The organism is Pseudomonas amygdali (assembly GCF_002699855.1).
Taxonomy (GTDB): domain Bacteria; phylum Pseudomonadota; class Gammaproteobacteria; order Pseudomonadales; family Pseudomonadaceae; genus Aquipseudomonas; species Aquipseudomonas amygdali.
In genome coordinates this window covers 1-18495 of the sequence record NZ_LKBW01000009.1, presented here as the reverse complement: position 1 = coordinate 18495, position 18495 = coordinate 1, and the positions used below count along the sequence as shown (strand labels likewise).

14 protein-coding genes are annotated in these 18495 nt (G+C 58.5%); 4 read left to right on the top strand and 10 right to left on the bottom strand.

Annotated features, from left to right (window positions below; all coding sequences use genetic code 11):
- Window positions 1-138: 138 nt before the first annotated feature.
- The 10 genes from AO277_RS01545 to AO277_RS01500 all read right to left on the bottom strand — a co-directional run bounded on the left by AO277_RS01545 (window position 139) and on the right by AO277_RS01500 (window position 13596).
- Window positions 139-1113: a peptide ABC transporter ATP-binding protein gene (locus AO277_RS01545; protein WP_003379694.1), complete on the bottom strand. Its 975-nt coding sequence runs from the start codon at window positions 1111-1113 to the stop codon at window positions 139-141.
- Complete coding sequence (locus AO277_RS01540; protein ID WP_044319173.1) at window positions 1113-2081, bottom strand: ABC transporter ATP-binding protein; 969 nt, start codon at window positions 2079-2081, stop codon at window positions 1113-1115. The genes AO277_RS01545 and AO277_RS01540 overlap by 1 nt, the downstream gene beginning before the upstream one ends.
- 10 nt (window positions 2082-2091) lie before the next feature.
- Entirely contained in the window at window positions 2092-3003 is a 912-nt protein-coding gene (locus AO277_RS01535; RefSeq protein WP_044319174.1) for an ABC transporter permease subunit, read from the bottom strand.
- Between the two features lie 10 nt (window positions 3004-3013).
- Complete coding sequence (locus AO277_RS01530; protein WP_002555193.1) at window positions 3014-4024, bottom strand: ABC transporter permease subunit; 1011 nt, start codon at window positions 4022-4024, stop codon at window positions 3014-3016.
- Between the two features lie 74 nt (window positions 4025-4098).
- Window positions 4099-5694 (bottom strand): ABC transporter substrate-binding protein, encoded by a 1596-nt coding sequence (locus AO277_RS01525; RefSeq protein ID WP_005745330.1) that lies wholly within the window; start codon window positions 5692-5694, stop codon window positions 4099-4101.
- 82 nt (window positions 5695-5776) lie between these two features.
- Window positions 5777-7192: an OprD family porin gene (locus AO277_RS01520; RefSeq protein WP_002555191.1), complete on the bottom strand. Its 1416-nt coding sequence runs from the start codon at window positions 7190-7192 to the stop codon at window positions 5777-5779.
- 155 nt (window positions 7193-7347) lie between these two features.
- Window positions 7348-8940: an ABC transporter substrate-binding protein gene (locus AO277_RS01515; protein ID WP_044319175.1), complete on the bottom strand. Its 1593-nt coding sequence runs from the start codon at window positions 8938-8940 to the stop codon at window positions 7348-7350.
- Between the two features lie 313 nt (window positions 8941-9253).
- A complete protein-coding gene (locus AO277_RS01510) occupies window positions 9254-10882 on the bottom strand; it encodes an ABC transporter substrate-binding protein (protein WP_044319176.1) in 1629 nt (542 codons plus the stop codon).
- A gap of 256 nt (window positions 10883-11138) precedes the next feature.
- Window positions 11139-12746, bottom strand: coding sequence for an ABC transporter substrate-binding protein (locus AO277_RS01505; RefSeq protein WP_044319177.1), 1608 nt, complete (start codon window positions 12744-12746; stop codon window positions 11139-11141).
- Window positions 12747-12882: 136 nt separating this feature from the next.
- Entirely contained in the window at window positions 12883-13596 is a 714-nt protein-coding gene (locus AO277_RS01500) for an SIMPL domain-containing protein (RefSeq protein ID WP_002555187.1), read from the bottom strand.
- Window positions 13597-13788: 192 nt separating this feature from the next.
- On the opposite strand from AO277_RS01500, the gene AO277_RS01495 reads away from it, so the two are divergent.
- The 4 genes from AO277_RS01495 (at window position 13789) to AO277_RS01475 (ending at window position 18279) form a co-directional block, all read left to right on the top strand.
- Window positions 13789-15048, top strand: coding sequence for an ATP-binding protein (locus tag AO277_RS01495; RefSeq protein ID WP_099258733.1), 1260 nt, complete (start codon window positions 13789-13791; stop codon window positions 15046-15048).
- Window positions 15045-15608, top strand: a complete 564-nt coding sequence (locus AO277_RS01490) for a response regulator transcription factor (protein WP_002555185.1) — start codon at window positions 15045-15047, stop codon at window positions 15606-15608. The genes AO277_RS01495 and AO277_RS01490 overlap by 4 nt, the downstream gene beginning before the upstream one ends.
- 89 nt (window positions 15609-15697) lie before the next feature.
- On the top strand, window positions 15698-17431 hold the full coding sequence (locus AO277_RS01480; RefSeq protein WP_005734205.1) for an ABC transporter ATP-binding protein/permease: 1734 nt from the start codon (window positions 15698-15700) through the stop codon (window positions 17429-17431).
- A 98-nt stretch (window positions 17432-17529) separates the two neighbouring features.
- Window positions 17530-18279 (top strand): FadR/GntR family transcriptional regulator, encoded by a 750-nt coding sequence (locus AO277_RS01475; protein WP_002555183.1) that lies wholly within the window; start codon window positions 17530-17532, stop codon window positions 18277-18279.
- The last annotated feature ends 216 nt before the right edge of the window (window positions 18280-18495 follow it).

Genomic DNA, 18495 nt, shown 5'->3' with positions numbered 1-18495 from the left:
CAATATTCTTTCACGGCTGCGAGTTTTGCCTGCACTGTATATTTACCCATGACGCCTCCAAAGGTTGCGTCCAACCTTCGGGGGTCATACCAGAGCGTGGGCACGATAGTCTTCTAGCTTCTAGCTTCTAGCTTCAGCCTATGCCGCTACAAATTGCTCGGCATAGTGGCAGGCCACCTGACGGTTATCCACCAGACGCAGCTCCGGTACGTCTGTTGCGCAACGTTCCGTCGCGTAAGGGCAGCGCTTGTGGAAGGCGCAGCCGCTTGGCGGGTTGAGCGGGTTGGGCAGCTCGCCGACGATCTTGATCTTCGGTTTGAGCGGGTCCGGGTGGATGGTCGGGGTCGCTGACAACAGTGCCTGAGTGTAAGGGTGCAGCGGACGGTTGTAGATCTCTTCCTTGGGACCCATTTCCGCTGGCCGCCCCAGGTACATCACCAATACCGTATCGGCGACATGACGCACCACCGAAAGGTTGTGGGAGATGAACACGTAGGCGGTGTTGAATTCCTGCTGCAAATCCATGAACAGGTTCAGCACCTGTGCCTGAATCGACACGTCCAGCGCCGAAGTCGGTTCGTCCGCGACCAGCACTTTGGGCTGTAGCATCATCGCCCGGGCCAGCGCGATACGCTGACGCTGACCGCCGGAAAACATATGCGGGTAGCGCTGATAGTGCTCGGGGCGCAAACCGACCTGAGCCATCATCGCCTGCACTTTTTCCCGACGTTCTGCTGCCGACAGTTTGGTGTTGATCAACAGCGGCTCGCCGAGCTGGTCACCGACTTTCTGGCGTGGGTTGAGCGACGCGTAAGGGCTCTGGAATACCATCTGTACGTCTTTGCGCAACTGCTTGCGCTCGGACTTGCTGGCACCGGTCACTTCCTGGCCAGCGATTTTCAGCGAACCCGATGAAGGTTCTTCAATCAGTGTCAGCGCGCGGGCCAGTGTCGACTTGCCACAGCCGGACTCGCCGACCACAGCCAGGGTCTTGCCGGCTTCCAGTTCGAAGGACACACCGTTAAGCGCGCGCACCAGCGCTGTGCCTTTGAACAGACCTCGGGAGACTTCGTAGTGACGGGTAAGGTCGCGGGCGGTAAGTACGACGCTCATTACGCCACCTCCTGATTCAAGGGATAGAAGCAGCGCGCCAGACTATGGGCCTTGGGGTCCAGGCCAGGACGTTCGGTCCGGCAGTTGTCGCGCACATACGGGCAGCGCGGTGAAAGCAGGCAACCCTGTGGCCGGTCATAGCGACCCGGAACCATGCCCGGCAGCGTGGCGAGGCGTTCGGCGCCCATGCTGTGCTCGGGAATAGCAGCCAGCAAGGCTTCGCTGTACGGGTGGGCAGGGATCTCGAACAGACCAGGCACCTGACCGACTTCGACGGCCTGACCGGCATACATCACACAGACGCGCTGGGCGGTTTCAGCCACTACCGCCAGGTCGTGAGTGATCAGCACCAGCGCCATGTCCTGCTCTTTTTGCAGGCTCAGCAACAGCTCCATGATCTGCGCCTGAATGGTCACGTCCAGCGCGGTGGTCGGTTCGTCGGCGATCAGCAGTTTCGGTTCGCCGGCGATGGCCATGGCAATTGCTACACGCTGACTCATGCCGCCCGACAGTTGATGCGGGTAGGCATTCAGGCGTGCAGCCGCACCAGGGATTTCGACCTTTTCCAGCAGTTCCAGCGCGCGCTGGCGTGCCGCCTTGCCCGACATGTTCAGGTGCTGGCGCAGCAGTTCCTCGATCTGGAAGCCCACGGTGTAACTGGGGTTCAGCGCGGTCATCGGGTCCTGGAAAACCATCGCCAGGTCTTTGCCGATGATGCGACGACGCTGCCGTGCGTTCAGCTTGAGCAGGTCCTTGCCGTCGAAGTTGAGCGCGTCGGCGGTGATGATGCCGGGTGAATCGATCAGCCCCATCAGCGCCATCATGGTCACGGATTTACCGGACCCCGATTCGCCAACGATGGCCAATACTTCGCCTTTTTCGACGCTCAGGGACAGGCCGTCCACAACAGGTACGGCCTTGGCGTCGCCGAAGCGGAGATTGAGATTCTTGATTTCAAGAAGTGACATACGAATCTCCTCAGGCGGCGTTCTTGAGTTTCGGGTCCAGCGCATCGCGCAGACCGTCGCCCATCAGGTTGATTGCCAGCACGCTGAGCAAAATGGTCAGACCGGGCAGGCTTACGACCCACCAGGCACGTTCGATGTAGTCGCGCGCCGAGGCGAGCATGGTGCCCCACTCAGGCGTCGGTGGCTGTACGCCAAGGCCCAGGAAGCCCAGCGCTGCGGCGTCGAGAATGGCCGAGGAAAAACTCAGCGTTGCCTGAACGATCAGCGGTGCCATGCAGTTGGGCAGCACGGTGATGAACATCAGGCGTGGCAGGGTGGCACCGGCCAGACGCGCAGCCGTCACGTAGTCACGGTTCAGCTCGCCCATTACCGCAGCGCGGGTCAGACGTACGTAGGACGGCAGCGACACGATGGCGATGGCGATCACGGTGTTGATCAGGCCAGGGCCGAGAATTGCCACGATGGCTACAGCCAGCAGCAGCGATGGCAGGGCCAGCATGATGTCCATCAGGCGCATGACCGAAGGGCCCAGCACGCGCGGGAAGAAGCCCGCCAGCAAGCCCAGCAGGATGCCCGGGATCAGCGACATGACCACCGATGCCAGACCGATCAGCAGCGACAGGCGCGAACCCTGGATCAGACGCGACAGCAGATCGCGGCCCAGTTCGTCGGTGCCGAGGATGAATTGCCATTGACCGCCTTCAAGCCACACCGGAGATGTCAGCAGGAAGTCACGGTATTGCTCGCTCGGGTCATGGGGCGCAACCCATGGGGCGAACAGGGCGCAGAACACGATCAGGATCATGAACAGCAGGCCGGCAACCGCGCCTTTGTTTTTCGAGAACGCTTGCCAGAATTCTTTGTACGGGGATGGGTAAAGCAGGCTTTGATCGACTGCTACCGCAGGAGTAGGGGTGCTCATATCGATGATCTCAGCGCTGATGACGTATGCGTGGGTTGGCAAAGCCGTAGAGGATATCCACCACGAAGTTGACCAGGATCACCAGACAGGCGATCAGCAGAATGCCGTTTTGCACGACCGGATAATCCCGGGCACCGATGGCTTCGATCAGCCACTTGCCGATACCGGGCCAAGAGAAGATCGTTTCGGTCAGTACCGCACCGGCCAGCAATGTGCCGATTTGCAGGCCGAATACGGTCAGCACTGGAATCAGCGCATTGCGCAGGCCGTGAACGAATACCACGCGTGCTGGCGACAGGCCTTTGGCCCGTGCAGTACGCACGTAGTCTTCACGCAGTACTTCGAGCATCGAAGAGCGGGTCATCCGGGCGATTACCGCCAGCGGGATGGTGCCCAGCACGATGGCCGGAAGAATCAGGTGATGCAAAGCATCGAGAAACGCGCCTTGTTCGTCACTGAGCAAGGTGTCGATCAGCATGAAGCCGGTGACCGGCGGAATGTCGTACAGCAGGTCGATCCGCCCGGATACCGGCGTCCAGCCCAGTGATACCGAGAAGAACATGATAAGGATCAGGCCCCACCAGAAGATCGGCATGGAGTAGCCCGCCAGGGAAATCCCCATGACCCCATGGTCGAACAGGGACCCTCGCTTGAGTGCGGCGATGACCCCGGCCAGCAACCCGAGAATACCCGCAAAAATCAGTGCCGCCAGCGACAACTCAAGGGTTGCCGGGAACAGCGAGGTGAATTCGCTCCAGACACTGGTGCGCGTACGCAGCGATTCACCGAGGTCGCCGTGGGCGAGCTTGCCGATGTAATCGATGTACTGGGCATACAGTGGCTTATTCAGACCAAGACGTTCCATGGCCTGAGCGTGCATTTCCGGATCGACCCGGCGCTCACCCATCATGACTTCGACCGGGTCGCCCGGAATCAGGCGAATCAGGGCGAAGGTCAATAAGGTGATGCCGAAGAAAGTGGGTATCAGCAACCCCACTCGGCGGGCGATAAAACTAAACATCTTGGTGTGTACCTCATCAGCCGGTTAGGCGTGCTCCGGCGAGTCTCGGGTTATGAGCTCGCCGGATTATTTTTCTACTTCACCTGGGTAGTGGCGAAGTTGTTGGTTGTGAGCGGGCTGATTTGGTAGCCCTCCACATTTTTACGCATGGCCGTGAACATTCTGGTGTGAGCCATACTGATCCACGGCTGGTCCTTGTTGAATATTGCCTGAGCTTGCTCATAGAGCGTCGCACGCTCCTGCGGGTTCACTGTTTCGCGGGCCTTGTCGATCAGCGTCTGGAATTCGGCATTGCACCAGCGTGCATAGTTCTCGCCGTTTTTCGCCGCTTCACAACTAAGCATCGGGGTCAGGAAGTTGTCCGGGTCGCCATTGTCGCCTGCCCAGCCGGCAGACACCATGTCATGTTCGCCGTTCTTGGCGCGTTTGAGCATTTCGCCCCATTCCATGACACGAATGTCGATCTTGATGCCGATCTTTGCCAGGTCGGACTGCATCATTTGCGCGCCGAGCATCGGGTTAGGGTTGGTCGGGCCACCGCCGTTGCGGGTGAACAGGGTAAACGTGGTGCCTTCCGGCACGCCTGCTTCCTTCAGCAAGGCGCGTGCCTTGTCGAGGTCGACCGGCGGATTCTTCAGGCTGTTGTTGTAACCCAGCAGGGTCGGCGGATACGGGTTGACTGCTACCAGCGCATTACCCTTGCCGAACACCGCGTTGACATAAGCGTTCTTGTCGAACGTCATGTCAATGGCTTTGCGTACCCGCACATCGCTCAAATATTTGTGCGTGGTGTTGATCGCAATATAGCCGGTGGTCATGGCCTCCATTTCATCGATTTTCAGATTCGGGTCTTTCTTGATGCTCGGCACGTCGTCCGGCTTTGGGTACAGCGCGATCTGACATTCGTTGGCCTTGAGTTTCTGCAGGCGCACGTTGTTGTCGGTGGCGATGGCCAGAATCAATGCTTCGGCAGGCGGCTTGCCGCGGAAGTAGTCCGGATTGGCCTTGAAGCGTACCTGCGCATCCTTGGCATAGCGCTGGAAGATGAATGGGCCGGTGCCGATTGGCTTGCTGTTTAGATCGTTGGTCTTGTCGGCTTTCAACAACTGGTCGGCATATTCTGCCGGGTAGATAGAGGCGAACGCCATGGCCAGGTCGGCCAGGAATGGTGCTTCGCGGCGGGTCAGGGTGAATTTGACGGTGTAGTCGTCAGTTTTTTCGACGCTTTTCAGCAGCTCTTTGAAGCCCATGCTTTCAAAGTAGGGGAAGCCAACGCTCGACTTGTCATGCCACGGGTGTTTCGGGTCCAGCTGACGCTGGAAACTCCAGAGCACATCGTCGGCGTTCATGTCGCGGGTCGGTTTGAAATAGTCTGTGGTGTGGAACTTGACGCCTTTGCGCAGGTGGAAAGTGTAGGTCAGACCGTCTTCGCTGATGTCCCAGGATTCAGCCAGCGCAGGAATCACTTCCGTGGTACCGGGTTTGAAATCCGCCAGGCGATTGAATACGGTTTCAGCCACGGCGTCGGCCGTCACGGCTGTTGTGTATTGCACCATGTCGAAGCCTTCGGGGCTGGCTTCGGTGCAGACCACCAGGGGTTTTGCCGAAACACTGACGGCGACGCTGAGCAGGGCCAGGGCGATCGAGTTGCGTAGCGATAACAGTTTCATTGTGAACCCTCCATAGAGTTGACGCCGATGGTGATGTTCTGGCGCAAGGCTGTTGCCTTGCACCAGAACGGTTTTCAGCGAATCAAAGAATGTTGAACGGAACGGTGGTCACCAGACGGAATTCGTTGATGTTGCCATCAGCCTGATTCTCGCTGGCGCGGTGCGTGGTGTAAGTGGCGCGGATGGCAGTGGCCTTGAGCGGGCCGGACTGCACGGAGTACGACGTACCGATACCGTATTCGTAGTGAGTCTCGCCGTCCATTGCGTTTACGCCGCTCGCTGTCCGAACGCCATTGATTGTCTGGACGTCGCCGTAGACGTTGCCTTTATATTTGGTACCGTCGATGTCCCAGCCGCGCGCCTGGTAAATGTTGAACTTCAGGCCCGGCACGCCATATTCGGCCATGTTCAGTACGTAGGCGATCTGCAGGGATTTCTCGTTCGGGCCGTTGAAGTCCGAGAGCAGGGAGTTGGCCAGGAAGATTGCGTTGGTGTCGTGCGCATAGTCGAAATACTCATCGCCAGACACTTGCTGATAGGCAAGGCTGATGCTGTGAGCGTTATGCGTACCGGTGAACGACAGGCTGTAGGTATCGTTGTCGATAGGGCCCTGTTTGCTTTGACCGGAGTCCTTGGTCTTGTAGTAGTTCAGGTTGGTGCTGAGCGCCAGTGCCTTGCTGTCACCCAGTTCGTGGGTGAAGCCGAAGTAGTACTGGTGCCAGAAATCTTCCAGATTCGATGCATAAAAGCTGGTAGTCAGGCTGTCGGTCGGCTTGTAGTCAGCGCCGAACATGTCCAGGCGGTCGGCGGTCTGGCTGCGATCACCGTACTCGGAGCGGAACTTGTCCAGACTCTGTTCCATACGTGGCGATACGCGGTCGAAGCTACCGGCTTGAAACGACAGGTTGTTGAGCTCGTCGCTCTGTACGGCAACACCCTGGAAGCTGGAAGGCAGTGCGCGGTTGCCAATGAAGGCGATGACCGGGGTGTTCACCGATTGGCGACCCATGGTCAGGACGGTGTTGGAAACCCGCGCCTTCACGTTGCCCAGGCCCATCTTGCTCCACTGACCCACTGCATCACCGTCACTGTGTGCCAGGGTACGGTTGGAGTTGCCGGCAAAGTCATCGGTGTCACGGTCCAGCGCAATGGCGTTGTACAGTGCCAGCTCGGTGGCGAAACCTACAACACCCTGCGTGTAGCCCGAGGTGTAGTTGACGATGGTGCCCTGCTGCCAGTTGATACGACGCGAGGTCTGCTCAGCGACGCCGTTGTCGTTGTAGCGGAAAACCTCGCCACGACGCTTCAGTTCGTTGGCGTACCAGTTGCGGGTCGTGCCGGTCAGGTGTTGATCTTCGATAAAGCCGTTGGCGTCAGCCTGTGCGTTCTTGGAGCTCAGCTCGGTCGGTATGAACGTCTGGCTGGCTGGTTCTGCCTGAACCAATGCGCCGAACGACGAGAGAGATAAGGCCAATAACGCAGTACTTGTTGTTTTCACGATGTGCAGCTCCCTTTATCACTTTTTTATATGCCAGTTCTTAAGCCTGGCTTTTGGTGGTGCAGGGCTTTGGGCCCTGCGTTGTTATCGGTATAAACGCGCAAGTGCTGGCTCTCGCCGTGACACAAGACGGCGAGGGCATGCGTGGTTGCTGATCAGTCGGCGATGCTGACGCCTGAAAAGTTGTTGCGACCAAACGGGCTGACGTGGAAGTCTCTGACCTCGGCGCGCAACGGCTGATTGACCGTCGAGTGGGCAATCGGGGTGATCGGCACCTGTTCCTTGAGGTAGCGTTGCGCCTGTTTGTACAGGTCGGTGCGCTGCTCGCGGTCGGTGACAGCGACGGCGGCCTTGACCAGCTGGTCGTATTTTTCGTCGCACCACATCGAGTAGTTGTTACCGCCAATGGCGGCGCAGCTGTACAGCGTGCCCAGCCAGTTGTCCGGGTCACCGTTGTCGCCGGTCCAGCCGATCAGCGAGATATCGTGTTCGCCATTCTTGGTGCGCTTGAGGTATTCACCCCATTCGTAACTGACGATCCGGACTTTGATGCCGACCTTGGCCCAGTCGGCCTGCAGCATCTCTGCCATCAGCTTGGCGTTGGGGTTGTAAGGACGCTGGACCGGCATGGCCCAGAGGGTCAGTTCGGTGCCTTCCTTGACGCCAGCCGCGCGGAGCAGGGTTTTCGCTTTTTCCGGGTCGTAAGGCGCGTCCTTGATACTGTCATCGTAGGACCACTGGGTTGGCGGCATGGCATTGACTGCCAGTTGTCCTGCGCCCTGATATACCGCGTTGATGATTGCTTGCTTGTTGACGGCCATGTCCAGCGCCTGGCGCACTTCCAGCTTGCCTAGCGGCTCGTGGCGTACGTTGTAGGAGATGTAACCGAGGTTGAAGCCTGGCTTCTCGATGATCTGCAGGCTTTTGTCTTCCTTGAGGCTGGCAAGGTCTGCCGGACGCGGGTTGACCGAGACCTGGCACTCGTTGGCCTTGAGCTTCTGCATGCGGGCAGAGGCGTCGGTCACGATGGCGAAAATCAACTGGTCGATCTTCACCCGGCTCGGGTCCCAGAACTCCTTGTTGCCCTTGTAACGAATCTGCGAGTCTTTCTGATAGCGCTGGAACACGAAAGGCCCCGTGCCAATCGGTTGCTGGTTGATGTCGCGCACATCACCCTTGGCCATCAGTTGTTCGGCGTATTCGGCGGAGAGGATCCCGGCGAAGTTCATCGCGATGTTCTGGATGAACGCTGCATCGACCGTATTGAGGGTGAACACCACGGTCAGCGGGTCGGTCTTGTCGATGGATTTGATCTTTTTGTTCAGGCCCATACTGGTGAAGTAGGGGAACTCGGTCGGGTAGGCTTTGCGAAACGGATGGTCGGGGTTGAGCATGCGGTTGAAGGTGAACAGCGCGTCGTCGGCATTGAAATCACGGCTGGGCTTGAAGTTCTTGTTGCTGTGAAACTTCACGCCTTCGCGCAGATGAAACGTGTAGGTCAGACCGTCTTGCGAAACATCCCATGAAGTAGCCAGCCCCGGAACCACGCTGGTATCGCCCTGCTTGAATTCGGTGAGTCGATTATAGATCGGCTCGGATGCATCGTTATCGGTGGATGAGGTGTATTGAGCACCGTCGAAGCCAGCCGGACTCGCTTCGGAGCAAAACACCAGATTGCTTGCCGCCTGGGCAAACGGGGCCAGTGCCAACAGTCCCAGGCACGACGTCATCGCAAGAGTTTTACGCATGATGATCCCTATCCTTCAAAGGACGAGCCGAGGCTCGAATGTCTAACTGGCCCGAAGGCGCTGACCCGAAAAAGATTTCCGAACAACCTGTCCGCACACATTGGGTTACAACGGCCACGAAGCGGCTGGCTTCCTGCCAGTTGCCGCGACCTCAGGACGGTAATTCGCCAAAGACGCGCGGTATATAGGCTCGCAGGCAGCAAAGTGCGTAGGAAATATCTTAGTGATAGTCGAAGAGTGCCAATATCGACACTTTTTCAACCAACTGCTCGGGGCTCATGTTCAGGNGGGGGGGCGCGCCCTGCCGCCGGTTTTATTTCCCGGTTACGCTCACGCCGTAGAAGGAATTCAAGCCAAACGGGCTGATCTTGAAGTCCTGTACGCTAGTGCGCATGGGCTGGTAGACAGTCGAGTGCGCAATAGGCGTCATCGGCACTGCGTCTTTCAGGAGGTGTTGCGCCTGTTTGTACAGCTCGGTGCGCTTGGCCTGATCGGACGTTTCCTTGGCCTGATGGATCAGCGTGTCGAACGGCTTGTCACACCATTTGGCAAAGTTGTTGCCGTTCAGGGCGTCACAGCCGAACAGGGTGCCGAGCCAGTTGTCGGGGTCACCGTTATCGCCGATCCAGCCAATCAGCATGGCGCCGTTCTCGCCATTCTTGGCCCGCTTGATGTACTCGCCCCATTCATAGCTGACGATCTTGGCGTTGATACCGATCTTCTTCCAGTCGTTCTGGAGCATTTCGGCCATCAGTTTGGCGTTGGGGTTGTAAGGACGCTGAACCGGCATCGCCCACAGGGTGATTTCGGTGCCTTCCTTGATGCCCGCTTCCTTGAGCAGCTCGCGAGCTTTCTCGGGATCGTACTTGGCATCCTTGATGGTGGTGTCATAGGACCACTGAGTCGGCGGCATGGCGTTGACCGCCAATTGACCTGCACCCTGGTAAACCGAGTCGATGATCTGCTGCTTGTTGACCGCCATGTCCAGCGCTTGGCGCACTTTCAACTGAGCCAAGGGATTTGGATGGTCTTCGCCCTTGATCTCAGGCATCACGTTGTAGGCGATGTAACCCAGGTTGAAGCCAGCCTGATCAGGCATCTTCAGGTTTTTGTCGGCCTTGAGTGGCTCAAGGTCGGCAGGACGTGGGTAAGCGGTGATCTGGCATTCGTTTTTCTTGAGCTTCTGCATGCGCACCGAGGCATCGGTGGTGATGGCGAAGATCAGGTTTTCGACCTTGACGTCTTCAGGCTTCCAATAGTCCTTGTTGCCGGTGTAACGAATATTGGAGTCTTTCTGGTAGCTCTTGAACACAAACGGACCGGTGCCGATAGGCTGCTGGTTGATCAGCTCCGGCTTGCCTTCCTTGAGCAGCTTGGCGGCGTGCTCTGCGGACTGGATGGACGCGAAGCTCATTGCCATGTTCTGGATGAACGCAGCGTCGACTTTGCCAAGAATGAACTTGACGGTGTGGTCGTCGACTTTTTCGATCTTGGTGATGTTGGTGTCCATACCCATATCAGTGAAGTACGGGAATTCGGTCGGATACGCTTTGCGGTAAGGCATGTCCTTGTCGATCATGCGATTGAACGTGAACAGCACGTCATCGGCATTGAATTCACGGGTCGGCTTGAAGTAGGGCGTGGTGTGAAACTTGACGCCTTCGCGAAGGTGGAAGGTGTACGTGAGGCCATCATCAGAGATGTCCCACTTGGTTGCCAGGCCGGGCACCACGGAGGTGCCGCCGCGTTCAAACTGGCTCAGGCGGTTGAAAATGGTCTCTGCTGCGGCGTCGAAGTCAGTACCTGTGGTGTATTGACCCGGATCGAATCCGGCAGGGCTGCCCTCGGAGCAGAACACCAGATTCGAAGCTGCGTGAGCGAAAGGAGCACTGGCGAGCAGGCTGGCGCCGACCAGAAACGGAATGACCGCGTGTTTGAGCATGGTTGCCTCAGTTGTTGTCATTTTGATTAGAGGGAACGACCTCGTGAGCCGATCCATCCGATACTTATGCAGGGGCCATACCCAAAGCAAGACAGTGACGCCAAAGAAGCGACAAAGAGTGGCACGATCGTACAGGAATGTCGCGAAAGTGTAATTTTCGACCCTGTTGATCGTTTGCGTGTCGTTTTTTGAAGCGTTTTACGCACCGTTAAGGCGCAACCGGGTGAGAAAAATGCACCCGGTTGGAGCCATGTTGTTACTTCACTGTTCCCAGGCTGACACCATAGAAGGGTGTCAGACCGAATGGGCTGATCTTGAAGTCCTGCACTTCCTGGCGCATCGGCTGAAACACCTTCGAGTTGGCAATAGGTGTGATCGGTACCTGCTGCTTGAGAATGTGCTGGGCCTGCTGATAGAGCTTGATGCGCTCGTCGCGGTTACTGGTCAGCTTGGCCTGCTGCACCAGCTTGTCGTAGGCCGGGTCACACCACTTGGCGTAGTTGCTGCCTTTGACGGCTGCACAGCTGTACAGCACACCTAGCCAGTTGTCAGGGTCGCCGTTGTCACCGGTCCAGCCGTAGATCATCGCGTCATGCTCGCCTGCCTTGGCGCGCTTGATGTATTCGCCCCACTCGTAGCTGACGATGTTGGCCTTGATGCCGATCTTTTCCCAGTCGGACTGAATCATCTGTGCAGACATGCGCGCATTGGGGTTCGAGGCGCGCTGTACGGTCATGGCCCACAGGTCGATTTTCGTGCCCGGTGTCACGCCTGCTTCCTTGAGCAGTTGCTTTGCCTTGGTCAGATCGTGAGGGGCATCCTTGATCGTCGGGTCATAGCTCCACTGACCCGGCGGCAAGGCGTTTTCGGCCAGTTGACCGGCGCTCTGGTAAACCGCTTTGATAATCGCCGGTTTATCGATAGCCATGTCCAGCGCCTGGCGCACCTTGAGCTGATCAAGCGGCGCATGGGTGACGTTGTAGGCGAGGAACCCCAGGTTGAAGCCCGGCTGGCTGAGGACCTTGAGTTTCGGGTCCTTTTTCATTTCTTCGATGTCCTGCGGACGCGGATAGCCGCTGACCTGACATTCGCCAGCCTTGAGCTTCTGCATGCGCACTGCGGCATCGCTGCTGATCGAGAAGATCAGATTGTCGATCTTCACGTCCTCGGGCTTCCAGTACTCGGTGTTGCCCGCGTAACGGATCTGCGAGTCTTTCTGGTAGCGTTTGAAGACGAACGGGCCAGTGCCGATCGGCTTCTGGTTCAACTCCTCGGCCTTGCCTTCCTTGAGCAATTTGTCTGCGTACTCGGCGGACTGGATGGACGCGAAGCTCATGGCCAGGTTCTGCACGAACGCAGCGTCAATGTTGTTCAGGGTGAACTTGACGGTCAGCGGGTCGACTTTCTCGACGCTCTTGATCGTTGTGTTCAGGCCCATATCAGTGAAGTAGGGAGACTCGGACGGGTAGGCCTTGCGGAACGGATGGTTGGCGTCGAGCAGGCGGTTGAACGTGAACAGCACGTCGTCAGCGTTGAATGCGCGAGTAGGAGTGAAATAGTCCGTGGTGTGGAACTTCACGCCGTCGCGCAGGTGAAACGTGTAGGTCAGGCCATCCGGCGAGACGTCCCAGCGAGTAGCCAGGCCTGGCTCCACTTCCGTGCCGCCACGCTTGAATTGGGTCAGGCGGTTGAAGACGGTTTCGGCCGAGGCATCGAAGTCGGTGCCGCTGGTGTACTGACTGGGGTCGAAACCGGCCGGGCTGGCTTCCGAGCAATACACCAGTGTGCTGGCCGCCTGGGCCAGAGGTGCGCAGGCCAGCAGAGCGGAGGTCAGCAGCAGCGGTTTGAAGAGTGTGTGTCCCATGGATCCCTCGCGTAGTGCTGCGTTCTCAATATTGGACGCAGAGCGTCGGTAACTGCATTCCCACGCAGAGCATGGGAGCGATAGTTGTGCTGATTGAGCTCCGGTTTCCGGGCTCGGAATAAATGATGACCGTTTCTCAGGGAATCGCGACTTCAATCACGCCATCGGCTGCAACGCTGACCTGGCTGGTGCCCGCTTCGACATCGGGTGTTGGCGCTGAGTCTTCCCGCGAGGATTTTGCCATCATCATCACCGGTGCGCGCAGATACGGCTGCGGGTAGCCCGAGGTGTTCAGGTTCAGGTTAACCAGCTTGTAACCCGTGCCGCCCAAGGCTTCTGTGACCAGTTGCGCTCGGGCCTTGAACGCAGTCACGGCGTCCTTGAGCAGGGCGTCTTCGCTGGCCTTGCGGGTCGATGGCGAGATCGAGAAGTCCATGCCGCCCATTTTCAGATCCGTCAGCAGCTCGCCGGTCAGCTTCGAAAGTATCGCAAAGTCCGCACTTTCCAGACGCAGCTCGGCGCGTTCACGCCAGCCGGTGATCTTCTGCCCTTTGTCGTCGTAAACCGGATAGCTGTTGCGGCTGCCCTGACGGATCTTCACATCCTTGACCTGCCGCGCCTGGCCCAGAGCCTTGTTCAGGGTTTCAGTGATCTGAGCTGCCAGTTTGGCCGGGTCGCTGTCCTGTGCTTCGGTATAAAGGGTAACCAGCATCAGGTCGCGCTGGACTTCCTGATTGACCTCGGCGCGCAAGGAAATCTGGTTGTAGCGGGCTTCTTCAGCCAGGGCCGGCAGGCTGGACAGGGCGGCGGCCAGCGCGACGAGCGTGGCAGCAGGGCGAAGATTGAACATGAGAGCTCCTTGTTATCAAACGGCCTGCGACACGTGTCGCTCGGCGCAAAGTGTTCTGACTGTAGCGCTTTGGCCCGGTTCCTGCGATGCCGGGCTGCTGTGGTGTGCGGTGCGTTGACGCACTTTTCCAGTTTTGCCTCTCGCTTGGTTATACTCGCTGCGATCCGCCTGGAGCACTCATCAGGAGAGCTCATGCTCGCCCCCGTTCAAATGCTTTCGGCCACACGTCAAAACCTGTGGCGCCTGACATTCATCCGTATTCTGGTGCTGGCCGCGCAAGCCGGCTCGGTAGGTATGGCCTGGCTGTTCGACTTTCTGCCACTGCCGTGGCTGCAACTGTCGATCACCCCGGGCTGTTCGCTGGTCCTGTGCGGGCTGACAGTCATTCGTCTGCGCACCTCGCTGCCGCTCACTGAGCTCGAATATGCGCTGCAACTGGCGCTGGACCTGCTGATTCACAGCGCGCTGCTGTATTACTCGGGCGGCTCGGCCAACCCGTTCGTGTCTTATTATCTGGTGCCGCTGACCATTGCCGCCGCCACGCTGCCGTGGCGTTACTCGCTGATTCTGTCCGGCTTTGCGCTGAGCATGTACACCTTGCTGATGGTGCGTTCCTACCCGCTGGAAACCGATTCCATTGCCCGGGAAAACATGCAGGTCTACGGCATGTGGCTGAGTTTTGCGCTGGCGGCTTCCGTCATCACCTTTTTCGCGGCAAAGATGGCCGAAGAGCTGCGTCGCCAGGAGCAGTTGCGCGCCGAGCGCCGGGAGGAGGGCTTGCGCGATCAACAGCTGCTTGCCGTCGCGACCCAGGCCGCAGGCGCGGCCCATGAACTGGGCACTCCACTGGCGACCATGAGCGTGCTGCTCAAGGAAATGCGCCAGGACCACGGTGACCCTGCTTTGCAGGACGACCTGTCGGTGTTGCAGGAGCAGGTCAAGCAGTGCAAACAGACCCTTCAGCAACTGGTGCGTGCCGCCGAAGCCAACCGGCGCATGGCCGTTGAGCAGCAGCCTGCCACCCGCTGGCTGGACGAATCCCTCAACCGTTGGCATTTGATGCGCCCGGAAGTGAGCTACCGCTTTTACCAGTTGGGCAAGGGCGAGGTACCGATGCTGGCCCCGCCACCGGACCTTACCCAGGCGCTGCTCAACCTGCTCAACAACGCGGCCGACGCCTGCCCCGATGGCCTTGAAGTCAACCTGAACTGGGACAGCACAGAAGTCTGTATCAGTATTCGCGACCACGGCGCAGGTGTGCCGCTGGCGATTGCCGAACAGATCGGCAAGCCGTTCTTTACTACCAAGGGCAAAGGTTTCGGCCTGGGTCTGTTTCTGAGCAAGGCCAGCGTCACCCGTGCGGGTGGCTCGGTAAAGCTCTACAGTCATGAAGAAGGCGGTACGCTCACCGAGCTGCGCCTGCCCCGAGATACGCGAGGAGAAGAAGCATGAGTGACGAAGACATCCAGGTCGAAGGCGAAGAGCTGCCGCACCTGTTGCTGGTCGATGACGACGCGACGTTCACCCGAGTAATGGCGAGGGCCATGAGCCGTCGTGGTTTTCGCGTGAGCACCGCAGGTTCAGCAGAGGAAGGCCTGGCGCTGGCGCAGCAGGACATTCCTGAATACGCCGCGCTGGACCTGAAAATGGATGGCGATTCAGGTCTGGTGCTGCTGCCCAAGCTGCTGGAAATGGACCCGGACATGCGTGTGGTGATCCTCACCGGTTATTCGAGCATTGCCACGGCGGTCGAAGCCATCAAGCGCGGCGCGTGCAATTACCTGTGCAAACCGGCTGATGCCGATGATGTGCTGGCGGCTCTGCTGTCCGAACACGCCAACCTCGACACGCTGGTCCCCGAGAATCCGATGTCGGTGGATCGCTTGCAGTGGGAGCACATCCAGCGCGTGCTGACCGAGCACGAGGGCAATATTTCCGCCACAGCCCGGGCGCTGGGCATGCATCGCCGGACCTTGCAACGCAAGTTGCAGAAGCGCCCTGTGCGGCGTTAATGAAGGTTTTTTCATAGTGGTCGTATAGGCGTTTTTTTGCTTCATTGTGATCAGGCATCGTACTTTCAAAGAGAGCGAGCCTGACCTACATGAATCGCAATGCTGAATATTCTGCCGTCAACGACACTGTGAAAGGGGCGTTTCTACACCGCGTCTGGAAGCTGATAACGCCGTATTGGCGCAGTGAGGAAAAGGTCACCGCCTGGCTGTTGCTGGTTTCGGTGATTGCGCTGTCGCTGTTCAGCGTACAAGTGTCGGTCTTCTTCAACAGCTGGTATCGGGATTTTTACAACGCGCTGGAGAATAAGGACCTGGCTGCCTTCACCCACCTGATCCTGTACTTCAGCGGTATCGCCGCGATCGCCATTCTGGCAGCGGTTTATCGTCTGTACCTGACCCAGTTGCTGACTATCCGCTGGCGTCGCTGGCTGACTGAACAGCACTTCGCCCGCTGGCTGGCAGACAAGAACTACTACCACCTGGAGCAGGGCGGGTATACCGACAACCCCGACCAGCGTCTGTCCGAAGACCTCAACGAGTTCACCACCAGCACCCTCAGTCTGGGGCTTGGCTTGATGAGTGCGGTCGTCAGTCTTGTCTCGTTCTCGGTCATTCTCTGGGGCGTGTCGGGCAGCATCGAACTGTTCGGGGTCACCATACCCGGCTATATGTTCTGGGCGGCCCTGCTTTACGCGCTTATCGGCAGCCTGTTAACGCACTGGATCGGCAAGCGGCTGATCCCATTGAACAACCAACAGGAGCGCTTTGAGGCGGACCTGCGTTTTGCTCTGGTGCGTGTACGGGAAAACGCCGAAAGTATTGCCTTGTCCGAGGGCGAGCGTAATGAAAACCAGCGCCTCAGCGGGCGCTTCATGATGATCTGGAATAACTTCCGGGCATCCATGAAAGTCCAGAAGCGACTGACGTTCTTCACATCGGGTTATTCGCAGATTGCCCTGATCTTTCCTTTCATCGTGGCTGCGCCGCGGTATTTTTCGGGCAAGATCGAGTTGGGTGATCTGATGCAGATCAATTCGGCATTCGGTAATGTGCAGGAGAACTTCAGTTGGTTCATCAGCGCCTACAGCACGCTGGCCTCATGGCGCGCCACCTGTGACCGCCTGCTGAGCTTCCGTCAGGCCATGACTGATCATGAAGCGCAGCAACCGGCCATTGAAAGGGTTCACGCTAACGACACACTGGACCTGCGTGGCCTGGAATTGAGCCTCGCAGGGGGGCGTCAACTGTTGAGCGATGCCAATCTGCATATCGGTCCGGGAGAGCGAGTGATGCTCAGTGGTCGCTCGGGCAGTGGCAAAAGCTCGTTGCTGAAGGCTTTCGGTGGTCTATGGCCGCACGGTTCGGGCCAGATTTGCTTGCCCACAGGGACGGCGCTGTTCCTGCCGCAACGGCCTTATCTGCCCATCGGCACCTTGCGTGAGGCAATGAGTTATCCACAACCTGCGCAACGCTACCCGGCAGAACGCTTTGCAGAGGTGCTGAACCAGTGTCGTCTGGAGCGCCTGATACCGCGACTGGATGAAAGCAATCACTGGCAACGCTTTCTGTCGCCCGGCGAGCAGCAGCGAGTGGCGTTTGCTCGCGCCTTGCTGGTCGCGCCAAGCTGGCTGTATATGGATGAGGCCACCTCGGCCATGGATGAGGATGACGAGGCTGCCATGCACCGCGCAATCATTGATGGCCTGCCCGGTTTGACGCTGGTCAGTATCGGACATCGCAGCAGCCTCAAACGCTTTCATGGTCGGCATGTGCGTATCGAGGGCGCAAAACTGCTCGAGCAACCGACACCAGCAGCGGTTTGAGGTTAGTGCTGTTGGGCGGGTGGCGCTTTTGAGGGTGTGATCATACAACCGCTGAGCTATGATTAGCCCATGTTTAGCAGTCCAGAGATCGATGTTGGATGGAAAATCAAAGCGCTCCGCCCCGCGCCCGTAGAAAACACCGCAGCCTCGCGCAGGAGTTGGTGACTGAGCTGTCCGAGCGAATTCGCAGCGGTCAGCTCAAGCGTGGCGACAAACTGCCTACCGAATCCGCAATCATGGAAGAGCAGGGCGTTAGCCGCACCGTGGTACGCGAGGCGATTTCGCGCCTGCAAGCGTCCGGTCTGGTCGAGACCCGCCACGGCATCGGCACCTTCGTTCTCGATACGCCAAGCCCCAGTGGGTTCCGTATCGATCCGGCCACCATTGTCACTCTGCGTGATGTGCTGGCTATTCTCGAATTGCGTATCAGCCTGGAAGTCGAGTCGGCCGGGCTGGCAGCCCAGCGGCGCAGTGACGAGCAGTTGGCGGCGATGCGTTCGGCGCTGGACGCGCTCAATGAAAGTGCCGCACACGCCACGGATGCGGTGGCGTCTGACTTCCAGTTCCACCTGCAGATTGCGCTATCGACCGGCAATCGCTATTTCACGGACATCATGACCCACTTGGGCACCAGCATCATCCCGCGCACACGGTTGAACTCTGCGCGTCTGGCCCATGATGATCAGCAGCACTACATGGACCGCCTGAGCCGCGAGCACGAAGAAATTTTCGACGCCATCGCCCGTCAGGACTCCGATGCGGCTCGCGCCGCCATGCGCCTGCATCTGACCAACAGCCGCGAACGCCTGCGCCACGCCCACGAAGAAGCCGAGTCGCAGCGGGCCTGACGATTAAAGAGGACGCAGAGCGTCCAGAACGGCATGCGACGCAGAGCGTCGCACGATAGGTTAGGTGGATTGAGGTTATCCGCACGCTCTCGCACAATAGTCAGGCTTATCGTTCCTCACGCTCTGGTATGACCCCCGAAGGTTGGACGCAACCTTTGGAGGCGTCATGGGTAAATATACAGTGCAGGCAAAACTCGCAGCCGTGAAAGAATATTG